This is a genomic window from Bacillus sp. ISL-4, from assembly GCF_018613275.1.
Taxonomy (GTDB): Bacteria; Bacillota; Bacilli; order Bacillales; family DSM-1321; genus Peribacillus; species Peribacillus simplex_E.
The window spans coordinates 1-11,693 of record NZ_JAGGQN010000005.1 but is presented as its reverse complement, the minus strand read 5'-3'; the positions used below and the strand labels follow the sequence as shown (position 1 = coordinate 11,693).

Annotated in this window: 9 protein-coding genes; 6 read left to right on the top strand and 3 right to left on the bottom strand. The window is 39.0% G+C overall.

What is annotated here, in order from left to right:
* Positions 1–65: 65 nt before the first annotated feature.
* Complete coding sequence (locus J7J00_RS02910) at positions 66–1,820, top strand: FTR1 family protein (protein ID WP_214787335.1); 1,755 nt, start codon at positions 66–68, stop codon at positions 1,818–1,820.
* 43 nt (positions 1,821–1,863) lie between these two features.
* Here J7J00_RS02910 and J7J00_RS02905 read toward each other — a convergent pair whose 3' ends face one another.
* Positions 1,864–2,289, bottom strand: a complete 426-nt coding sequence (locus tag J7J00_RS02905) for a DUF4395 domain-containing protein (protein WP_214787333.1) — start codon at positions 2,287–2,289, stop codon at positions 1,864–1,866.
* A gap of 532 nt (positions 2,290–2,821) precedes the next feature.
* Here J7J00_RS02905 and J7J00_RS02900 point away from each other — a divergent pair.
* The 5 genes from J7J00_RS02900 (at position 2,822) to J7J00_RS02880 (ending at position 10,104) form a co-directional block, all read left to right on the top strand.
* Positions 2,822–3,211 (top strand): MerR family transcriptional regulator, encoded by a 390-nt coding sequence (locus J7J00_RS02900; protein WP_309487128.1) that lies wholly within the window; start codon positions 2,822–2,824, stop codon positions 3,209–3,211.
* Positions 3,212–3,388: 177 nt separating this feature from the next.
* Positions 3,389–4,705, top strand: a complete 1,317-nt coding sequence (locus tag J7J00_RS02895) for a hemolysin family protein (protein ID WP_396020474.1) — start codon at positions 3,389–3,391, stop codon at positions 4,703–4,705.
* 310 nt (positions 4,706–5,015) lie between these two features.
* Entirely contained in the window at positions 5,016–7,814 is a 2,799-nt protein-coding gene (locus tag J7J00_RS02890; RefSeq protein ID WP_214787329.1) for a response regulator, read from the top strand.
* Between the two features lie 32 nt (positions 7,815–7,846).
* Positions 7,847–8,680, top strand: coding sequence for a CheR family methyltransferase (locus J7J00_RS02885; RefSeq protein ID WP_214787327.1), 834 nt, complete (start codon positions 7,847–7,849; stop codon positions 8,678–8,680).
* A gap of 281 nt (positions 8,681–8,961) precedes the next feature.
* A complete protein-coding gene (locus J7J00_RS02880) occupies positions 8,962–10,104 on the top strand; it encodes a PP2C family protein-serine/threonine phosphatase (protein ID WP_214787325.1) in 1,143 nt (380 codons plus the stop codon).
* A 114-nt stretch (positions 10,105–10,218) separates the two neighbouring features.
* Here the strand turns inward: J7J00_RS02880 and J7J00_RS02875 are convergent, their stop codons facing one another.
* Both J7J00_RS02875 and J7J00_RS02870 read right to left on the bottom strand, forming a co-directional pair.
* Positions 10,219–10,389: a CsbD family protein gene (locus J7J00_RS02875; protein ID WP_096340795.1), complete on the bottom strand. Its 171-nt coding sequence runs from the start codon at positions 10,387–10,389 to the stop codon at positions 10,219–10,221.
* Positions 10,390–10,469: 80 nt separating this feature from the next.
* Positions 10,470–11,228 carry an alpha/beta hydrolase gene (locus J7J00_RS02870; RefSeq protein ID WP_214787323.1) on the bottom strand — a complete coding sequence of 253 codons (759 nt, stop codon included), beginning with the start codon at positions 11,226–11,228 and terminating at the stop codon, positions 10,470–10,472.
* Positions 11,229–11,693: the final 465 nt, after the last annotated feature.

Genomic DNA, 11,693 nt, shown 5'->3' with positions numbered 1-11,693 from the left:
GGGAAATCGCCAGCATGGATATTATCCAGTTGGCGATTTTAGTTCATGAATAAGGAGGAACCACTATGACCGTTTCTAGATGGAAGAGTGGGTTATTGGTTTTAGTTGTCAGTCTTTTATTTCTTTCGACTGATATAAAGATGGTTTCGGCAGGTGAAAACCATGATCAGCTTTTTGTTTATATTGGCGATAGTTTAATGAAGGTAAAGTCCGGCGACCTTGAGGAAGTATCGAAAAATATCAATCTATTCGAGCAAGATTGGAAAACGATAAAAACGGACAGCAAGAGTGCGAGGAAAGTCGACGAGAAGCTATCCGCTGTAAAAAGTGCTGTGAGCGACAAAGCCTCCACAGATGAAATCAAAAAGCGATTATCGGCATTATCAAGTACGCTTGTTATTTATGATGCCAATGAAAACCCTGTTGACAAGACTGACTATAAAGAACGGTTACAAGCGATACTTCCATTAATAGATAAGTTGGAGGCTTTGATAACTGAGGGTGACTTTGATCAAGCTAAAGTTCAATATACCAATCTCTTGAATCAATGGACCGATGCAGAGGTCATTGTCAGGGAGAAAAGTGTTGCTACATATGGTGAGTTTGAAACGAAAATGGCCTTTGTGCGGATAGCGATTACCCAAGACCCACCTGATTCGGAAAAAGCCCAAAAAAACCTAACTGAATTGAAGGGTCTAATCGAGGATTTCCTTGCTGGTAAAGTTGAAGTAGGAAGCCAGAAGAACACATATTCACTTGGGGATGTAACAGAACTTTTACAAGGAAGTGCAACGGATATTGAAAAGGGTGAAATCGATTCTGCCGTTGATAAGCTAAATGAAATCTTAACAATTTGGCCTAATGTAGAAGGGGAGGTTTCCACAAGGGACAGCAAGCTTTACAGCGATATAGAAACGAAAGTCCCGACCGCAATCAGCCTTTTAGAATCGAAAAATGTAAAGGAAGATGAAGCAAAGGGAATCGTATCCGATTTAAACACAAGGTTACTCCCTTTAATTGAGGATACGGGTTATACAACATGGGATGCAGCTCTGATCCTTTTGCGGGAAGGGTTGGAAGCACTCTTGATTGTAGCTACATTGCTGTCTTTCCTAAAGAAAATCGGGCAAGCGGACAAACAAAAATGGATTTGGACAGGAGTTGGTGCGGGTTTAGCTGCCAGTTCTATATTGGCGGTCATAATCAATATCGTTTTCTCTCAGATCACAGCTGCTTCAAGCCGGGAATATATTGAGGGAATCACTGGGATATTAGCAGTATTGATGATGTTGACAATTGGTCTTTGGCTTCATAGTAAATCGAATGTCAATGCATGGAACCGGTATATCGGCAAGCAAATGAACCAAGCCATTGCGACGGGGAGTATCATCTCTTTCGCTTTAATCAGTTTTCTATCCATATTCCGTGAAGGTGCCGAGACGATTATCTTTTATGCTGGAATGGCTCCTTATATGGAATTAAAGCAGCTGCTGAGCGGGATTTTCCTTGCCTTCCTCATTTTAGTGGTAATTGGTTTCATCATGCTGCGGTACAGTGTGAAATTACCGATGACACTATTCTTTAAAGTGGCAACGATACTCATATATGCCTTGGCTTTCAAGATTCTTGGAGTCTCTATCCACTCACTTCAGGTTTCTCAAGTGTTACAGACAAATACGATCAGCTCCTTCCCATTTGTAGAAACGATAGGTCTTTATCCAACAATGGAAACGCTGGTGCCGCAAGGTGTATTATTATTGCTGATTGCATTGGCAACCATTTGGGTCAAAAAGAGTAATTCCTTACGGGCAACCGAATAATAAAATGGGACTGACGAATGTCAGTCCCATTTTATGTGTGGTATTAGCGAATAGATCGGCGATAGGAATATTGCTTCCATTGAAAAAGGATGAAGCAGCCGATGCAGAATCCAAGAATGGCTATGAGAGAAGCCATTCCGACCATCAAGGTGAATATATAACCGGTAACATTCCAACCTAGCAAAAAAGAAGTGAATCCAAGTCCTAAGCAAGCGACTGCTATGACCTGGTTGAATTGTTGCTGTGAATGATCTTCAGGAATATAATCGGAAGGTTTCTTTCGCAGAAAGAGCTTGGCGAGACGCATCACTGGATTGAAATTAAAGAGAAGACCCAAAAGTCCTGCTGTTAAAGGAATCACTAATATCCATATTTGTCCCGTTAATAAGGCGGTGGCTACGCTTAACAAAATGACCCATTGATTCGTTCGTACTATGGGACGGGGAATGGAACGGATTTCACTCGTCATACTAATACCAACCTTCCTTATGTGTCTTGTTGTATTTTCATCTTTATTATAATCACTTGTGAAGTGAAAAGCTATTAAAATAAAGTCAAAACCCTCTTTGTTTATAATTATTTTAATTTAGTATTGATTATCATTACGAAAGTGTTATTATATATATAACAAGCAATTAAAGTAAGGAGGACAGTATAAATGGTAGCAAAAGTTTGTGAAACATGCGGAACACCAATAAAAAAGCTAAAGCATTCTTCCCTATGCCAATGCGGTCCTAAGATATTGAGTAATCAATTCTCAGTTAAAACAAAAAAATAAATCCGTGGATTAAATTATAAAATTAAACCGATTATTCAATTAATCGGTTTTTGTTTTTCCAATGAAGGGTAAAAAGAGGATAATAAATATTTTTCATTTCAATTAAAATAATGTACGATTATATGAATAGAATAAAACGTCATGGAGGAAAAGACATACTTTCTGTTTGTCAAACCATCACGTGACGGTTAGGAGGGGTTAGGTTGGGAACGAGACTTTAAAAATTGGCGAGTTGGCGGAAATGGCGAACGTTACGAAACGAACCGTAGATTATTATACGAACCTAGGCTTGCTTAAAGCAGAACGTTCCGCCTCTAATTACCGTTATTATTCAGTCGGTGAACTTGAAAGGCTCCGCCGTATCGAAGGATACAAAAGAGAAAACCTTTCATTGGAAGATATTAAAGAACTACTTAAAAAGGAAATGGAAGACGCGTCAGCAATTGAGGAAAAAGGTCTTCAACTCAAGAATAAAATGGATGGCCTGAACGAGGAACTTCAGGAATTCATCAGCTTGATTGAAAAGGACGGAAAAAGTGAGCTTCTTCTAAAAAAACAGGTGTCCAGTGAAAGCATGGCCTTGATCCAATCATTATTATTGTTGCTTATATGATTAAATTTTATCTTTATAGTTTTATGCACGAAGGTGCATATTAACGATATAGGCTAAATGGTTTTGGTTCATGTTATAAGGCAAAAATCGCATTTTGAAACGAAAATAACCATTTATACAGGAGGTGCTTGGGATTTAGCCGTACATGCTAATCCGAAGGTCAGAAGGATTGGCACTATGGCGAACCCGCACATATTGGAGATTTTTATAAAATTATTAGCAGTAGCTGTATTAATAGCATTAACCGCATTTTTCGTTGCATCGGAATTTGCGATCGTGAAAGTCAGAAGTTCCCGAATCAATCAATTGATTGAAGAAGGGCATAGAAATGCCCTCGCAGCCAAGAAAGTGACAACGCATATCGATGAGTACTTATCTGCCTGTCAATTGGGGATTACAGTAACCGCCTTAGGTTTGGGGGTGTTGGGGGAACCGACGGTCGAGGCGATCTTAAAACCATTGTTCACTAAATGGGGATTAGAGGCTTCCGTAAGTCACATCATCTCGTTCCTGATCGCGTTCGGTTCCGTAACATTCCTTCATGTTGTAGTCGGTGAATTGGCACCGAAAACGGTTGCCATTCAAAAGGCTGAAGAGGTAACCTTGCTTTTTGCAAAGCCGTTAATTCTCTTCTACCGCATTTTATACCCATTCATTTGGTTACTGAATGGTTCTGCGCGTCTTCTGACAGGCATTTTCGGATTAAAGCCAGCATCTGAGTCAGAAATGGCCCATTCTGAGGAAGAGCTGCGCATCATTTTATCGGAAAGCTATAAAAGCGGTGAGATCAACCAATCGGAATACAAATATGTAAATCAGATTTTTGAATTTGATGAACGTATTGCCAATGAAATCATGGTTCCGCGTACGGAAATGACCGTTATCGAAAAAGGCATGCCATTATTGGAAGTTGTTGAACTTATTCAAGAAGAACAATACACAAGGTATCCGGTCATAGACGGCGATAAAGATAATGTCGTGGGAATGGTCAATATCAAGCGGCTTTATACAGCGACGATTACAGAAGAGAATGTAACAGCTTTGACGGTGGATTCCTTTGTAACACCCATCATACGTGTTCTTGAAACGATCGCCATTCATGATTTGCTGCTGAAAATGCAGAAGGAACGGATCCATATGGCAGTTTTGACTGATGAATATGGCGGAACGGCCGGTCTTGTTACGGTTGAAGACATCCTTGAAGAAATCGTTGGGGAAATCCGTGATGAATTTGACCAGGATGAACGTCCGCTCATTCAAAAGATTGATGAAGGGCATTATGTATTCGACGCTAAAACATTGGTTGAAGATGTCAATGATACACTTGCTATCGATTTGCCGGAGGAAGATATCGATACATTGGGAGGATGGTTCCTGACAGGCAGATTTGAGATTGCTGTCGGGGATAAAATCGAATACGCCGGATATGAATTTACTGTAAAGGAAATGGACGGCCACCATGTTTTATATGTTGAAGTGAAGAAGATTAAATAAACAGGATCACAACAAGAGCCGAAAGTGGAAACTTTCGGCTCTTGTTGTGATCCTTTGTTCGAACAATGACAATTATAACAATGGTTAAAGCTGACTGTTACTTAATTGGAAAAGGAATTCCTTAAAAATTACGCTGTAGGTAACCATTTTGGCTTTGAAAATGTTAAAATTGACTTGGAGCAATGAATCTATCTATATATCATATTAAAGTGTCAAAAATAAAAGTAATACTAATGATAGTATTAAGATTTATTTTGAAATGCCGTTTATTTTTGGCTGGTATAAATAAGTATCGAAGGTGGGCGGGAAAATGGGTTTTAAGAAGAAGCAAATGTTGGGATTTGGTTTAATCTTGTTTTTCTTGGCTATTTTACTCTCATTCATGATGGTTACGCTTAACAATTTAAAGAGCAGCATGACTGAAATAGTCGAAAATCGCTATGAAAAAGTTCAAGATTCGATGGAAATCCGTCAGCTTTTTTCCAGGTCGGACCGTGAGATCCTGTTTGTAGCTAATGATGCAAACAAAGAAGAAAGAGCAGAGAGCCTCGAGATCATCAATGAGAATCATAGTTTGATTGAATCAAAAATTGCTGGGTTATCAGGTTCGTTAAATAAGGCGAAAGCAAAGCAATTATTGAAAGAGTTCGAGACTCAATATGCTTCTTACTCCATAACGGAGGCTGAGATCATCCAAAGGATAAAGTCGGGAAACTCCTCGGATCTAACAAGCCTGATGGATGACCAGAGGGAAAAACGAACGAAAGTCATCAGTACGATGGATGAATTTAAGGATTACCAAGAAGGTGTCATGAAAGATACCTTAAGTAATTCGAAACAAACCTATGAAGATATGATCGGCTTTGTGATTTTTGCGGTTATTCTCAGCATTTTGGTTATTTCCGTAACGGTTGTTTGGATGATTCGCAGTACTTCGAAAGATCTGCAATCGATTACGAATGTCATCAAAAATATAGATTTTAAAAATTTATCGGTCATACCAAGAGTTCCGGTTCGGACTACTGATGAAATCGGTGATATAGCGAGATCGTTCAATGATATGGCGGAATCACTTGAAGACTATAATCGAAAAGAGAAAGATTTCACCGAAAAGATCAGTGAACAGAACTGGATCCAGACCCGTGTTGCAGATATAGCTACCATGTATCAGCGCATTGTTGATGTGGAAGTTCTGGCTGACCGGTTCATTACAAGACTTGCACCGATGATGGGGGCTTCAATTGGAGCTTTTTACGTCAAACGGGGTGAGGGTGTGGATATGCGTTTTGTGAAGCTTGCCAGCTTTGCTGGAGATGGCGAAGATTCAGGCAGACGTGAATTCCGTCTTGGCGAAGGGTTGATCGGACAATGTGCCCTTGAAAAGAAATCCAAAGTCATTGACGATATCCCTGAAGATTTTCAATTGGTTACGACAGGATTAGGGGAAGTCAATCCGAAAAGCATTGTCATTGCGCCAGTCGTTTTTGAGGAAGAAGTTGTGGCGATGGTTGAACTGGCAAGTTTGGAGACTTTTACGAAGTTGCAAAAATCTTTCCTGAACCAGGTTCTTGATACTCTAGGCATAACGATTAATAATGTAGAGGGCCGGATGGAAATAGAGCGTTTATTGAAAGAATCACAAGCACAGACCGAAGAGTTACAGGCTCAATCGGAAGAATTGCAGTCACAGTCAGAGGAAATGCAAGCCCAATCGGAGGAACTGCAAACCCAGGCTGAAGAGTTGCGAATGATCAATGAACAATTAGAAGAGAGAAATCGTGAAACTGAAGAAAAATCGAAAGAGCTTCAAGTCACAAAACAAAATCTTGAAAAACAGGCGGAAGAATTAAAGTTAAGTTCAAAATATAAATCGGAGTTCATGGCAAATATGTCCCATGAATTGCGGACACCGCTCAATAGTATTCTGATTTTATCTGAAATGCTTTCAGATCCAAATGATAGTAAATTAAATGAAGAGCAACAGGAATTCGCTCGTGTCATTAATTCATCGGGCCAAGACTTATTAACGTTGATTAATGACATTTTGGATTTATCAAAAGTTGAAGTCGGAAAGCTTGAAGTGGTCTTTGACGAAATGAATTTGAGTGAACTTCCTGAGTTATTGCACCGTAACTTCGATCATGTAGCGAAGAAAAAGAACATTGACTTTACAATAGAAAAAAGTAAAAACGTTCCGGATATTTTCTTTACGGATGAACAGCGCTTCCAACAAATTTTGAAAAACCTGTTATCCAATGCATTTAAATTCACGGAAAAAGGTTCTGTCTCTGTCCAAATCCAAAAAGCTGATGAAGAAAATGTAGCACAATGGATACAGACAAAAGGAGCTAGCAATTGGGTTGAAATTAAGGTGACGGATACGGGTATCGGAATATCAAAAGAAAAGCAAAAACTTATCTTTGAAGCGTTCCAGCAAGGTGACGGAGCTACTATGAGAAAATATGGCGGTACGGGCTTAGGGCTATCGATTTGCCGGGAGTTTGCCAAACTTCTGGGAGGTTGGGTCATTGTAGATAGTGAAGAAGGGCAAGGCAGTACCTTTACTTTCTTTATTCCAAGCATGCCAGAGGGCTTCAAGAATGTCGGCGAAGCAATAGCTGCTTCTCCGGAAGTGGCAGCAGCTAACCACGATGATTCTGCAGCACCTTTTGGCGGTCAAGGAGAATCGGATGTAGTTATAATGGATGAAGAAAATCGGAATAAGGTCAAACCATTCTGCAATAAAACAGTACTGGTCGTCGATGATGATCATCGTAATATATTTGCTCTGAAAAATGCGCTGAAGCATGAGGGGATGGAAATCCTTACAGCTGAAAACGGCTACGAATGTTTGGAACTCCTTGAAAAAGGAAACGATATAGATGTTATATTGATGGATATCATGATGCCGGGCATGGACGGTTACGAAACGATGACCAGAATTCGTCAGCAAAGTAAGTTCGAGGATCTTCCAATCATCGCGCTAACTGCGAAAGCGATGAAAGGCGATAGGGAAAAATGCCTGAAGGCCGGCGCTTCCGATTATGTCAGCAAGCCATTGAAATTGGATCAGCTGCTATCCGTCCTAAGAGTATGGCTGACTAATTGATTGATAGTACGTACGAGTAAGGAAGGTTTTGCATGAAGGATACTTTAACGATTGAAGAAAGAGAAGACTTGGAAATCGAATTATTGTTAGAGGCCATTTATTCCGTTTCTGGCTTTGACTTTCGCAAATATATGCGTTCTTCAATAAAAAGAAGAGTTGAAAATAGAATGAGACTGGACCATATTCGCAGGATTAGCGGAATGATAGAAATGGTTTTATATGAAAAAGGGTATGTCGAGAAGCTTTTGAAAGATTTTTCAATAAATGTCACTGAAATGTTTCGCGATCCGGAGTTCTTTAAAGCCTTTCGTTTAAATATTGTACCGCTCCTGAAAAAACTTCCTGAAATCAGAATTTGGCATGCGGGTTGTTCGACCGGTGAAGAAGCCTTTTCCATGGCGATCATCCTCAAGGAAGAAGGACTTTATGATAAGGCGAGGATTTATGCCACTGATATGAATGATGAAGTGCTCCGTCATGCGGAAAAAGGGATATTACCTTTAAATAGAATGCAGTCTTATACGAAAAACTACTTGCAAGCTGGAGGTAACCAGGAATTTTCGGAGTATTATACAACCGATTATCAAAATGCTTATCTTGATTCGGATCTCCTAAAAAATATTGTATTTTTCCAGCATAATTTAGTTACTGATGGTTCGTTCAATGAGTTTCATATCATCATGTGCCGGAATGTGATGATTTACTTTACCGGTGAATTACAGACCTATGTTAATCAGTTGTTTTATGACAGTCTTTGTAAAGACGGCTTCCTTGCGGTTGGCAGCAAGGAAACACTTCGTACATCATCCTTTTCGGAAGATTATGAGGACTTTGACTCAAAGGAAAGAATTTATCGGAAATTGTAAAAAGAAAGAGTTCGCATATAAGCGGACTCTTTCTTTTTAATTTAGTGCAGTATTTTTCACTTTTTTTGCATTTCTATGTTTAAGATATCGGAAGAAGGGGTATATATAATGAGTTGGTCTCCATGTAAAATCGCTGCCATGGTTTATTATTATTAAATGAGACTGAACTTCGTTATAATATAACTGAAAAATCCTTATTTTAGGGAGTTTTAGTAAAGTACCGATCCATATAATGAAGATAAATGTTGCCGCTCGATATAAGCCAAAAGGGGAATGAAAGAATGACGATTTTAATCGTAGATGATAACCAGGTTAACCTTTTCGTTATAGAGAAAATTCTAAAACGAGCTGGCTATACGGATTTTCTATCATTAACTTCAGCTGTTGAGATGTTTGAATATTTACAGGTGGATAGTCCGCAACCTAAAGAGACTTCAGTTGATATCATTCTGCTTGATATCATGATGCCTGAGATCGATGGGATTGAGGCGTGCAGGAGACTTCAAAGTATTCCTCACCTTAGAGATATACCCGTCATTTTTGTAACCGCCCTTGAAGATTCAAATAAGGTGGCCGAGGCACTTGATGTTGGTGGAATTGATTATATAATGAAGCCTATCAATAAAATAGATTTACTTGCGAGGATTCGCGTAGGGTTAAGACTTAAATATGAAAAAGATTGGCATAAAATGCAGGATGAAAAAATCCGCAATGAATTGGATCTTTCCATGCAGGTTCAAAGCAGCTTATTAAGTGAACCCATTATAAATGACCACTTAACTATAAGGGCATCATACTTACCTGCGAATAAATTAGCAGGGGATATGTACTATTGGCACCGCATCGATGAAAATCGGTATGGGATCATCCTGTTGGATATGATGGGGCATGGCATATCCGCCTCACTTGTGTGCATGTTCATTTCCTCCGTATTGAGGGATGCCATCAGGACACATACAGATCCAGTGGCAGTAATAAACGAAATGAATCGCTGGATGAGTACCCTTAATAAAGAAGATAATCAAGTGCATTATTATTTTACCGCGATTTATATGATCATTGATACAGAGCAAAAGACAGTGGAATATGTGAATGCCGGACATCCTCCGGGATTTGCTTTAATGGACGATGGAAAAGTGGCCTCACTTTCAAAAGGGACATGTCCTGTTGGGTTCTTCACCGAAATGAAAATAGAGAAATCCGTCATTCATTATGAAGAGAAGATTCAGCTTATGCTATTTACGGATGGAGTCATGGAAGCAATAGATCGAGAAGGAACGGAAGGACTCGACCAAATCAAAGAAGCGGTCACGACGAGATGGTTTGATTGTAAAGAATCTCCCCCTATCGATTTTTTGATGTCCCCGGAAATGCAGCAAGATCAACCTGATGATATGTGTGTTGTTGTTATTCAAGCAAATTGAAGAAGGAAGAGGCGGCAGATTATCTGCCGCCTCTTCTCTATAAAAGGGGGGGCACTTTTATATGAAATGAGAATGTTCGTTAAGAGAGTAAATCCTCTATTCGGTTATTTTTAATTAACGGTCATTTTTCAATTTACTAATGCCATCTTGGAGATTGCCTTTTAATTTATCGACTTTACCTTCTGCTTGTAAGTGAGGATCATTTTTCGCGTTTCCGACTTGGTCTTTCGTTTCACCTTTAACTTTATTTACAGCGCTTTTTACTTTGTCTGATAAACCGCTCATTATGTTACCTCCTTTTTCTTTATATGCTATATATACCCTCGAAGTGTATGGGTAAACCTGATTTTATGGAGAAGGGAGTTTTAAGAAGCGATTATAGCCCTTTTGCTTAACCTTTGAATGAACTGATATGATCGATCAATGATATGATCTTTGTCATGATCCAACGAGGCAACATGATATGAATTTTCTAGGGGCGCCATCTCCTTATCACTGGACATGACAGTATCGTAAATCTGATAGGAACACGAGTCTGGTACAACGTGATCTTCTGGAGAATGGAAGATAAGTATCGGGCATGAAACGTCTACTAGTTTTTGACTGGTATGTTCCATTATATCGAGCAATTGATTAATTGCTTTTGCCGGAACTTGGTCATATGTGATTTCTTTAGTTGTATTGTCTTTTATGTCAGGCTTGCCTTCAGGAACGAAGCGCGGAACCGATTGTTTACGATATTTTTCATATTCAGGAACTTGGAGAGCGGCATTGATGGTGAGAATTCCATCACAAGCCACTTTTGTCGCTAAATCGAGAACAAGGGCGCCTCCCATTGATTGTCCGATGGCGAATACATGGGTGCAGGTTCGCTTTAATTTTGCATAAGCCATTTCAACATCTAGGATCCATTCCTGATAATGACCCGTTTCCATTTCATATTCATCCGTTCCGTGGCCCGCCAGTCGAGGAGCGAAGACAGTGAAGCCTTTGGCGGCGAATTTTTCACCTAAATACCTTACGCTTTGTGGCGTTCCATTAAAACCATGGCAAATAAGAATGCCGATAGAATTGCCGGGTATGAAAAAAGATTCCGCACCTGGTATTACCATTGCTGCTGTCATATTCCCATCTCCTTTAATTTAGCTAATTAGCTAAGTTTTATTAAGAAAGTTTATAAATAAAATTAACTATTCCGATTATTTTACTTGGTTATATAATAGCATAATGAAAATTGTGAAGTCAACTTGGTTATATTCCAAAATTCACTATCATTAAGAGGTATTAAAAAAGGATAAAGATACTTAGTAGGTCTATTCCATTTATGGTTGCCATTCTTTCTATTATATAAGTACTGTTTTGGGATTTTTGATAAATGAAGAAGCTTATAATCGGTTCAAGATATAAATATAAGAAATGGAGAAAAAGGCATTGACTTTAAAGTGAAAAGGGATTAATATAAATAAGCACCAACTAAGACAAACGAAAAACTTCATCACTTTCGGCAGATTGCTGAAAGAAAATAACTATTGACTTCTTACTATGAAAATGATAAGATGAAATGGTCACTGAAAAACACAGCGATTTAA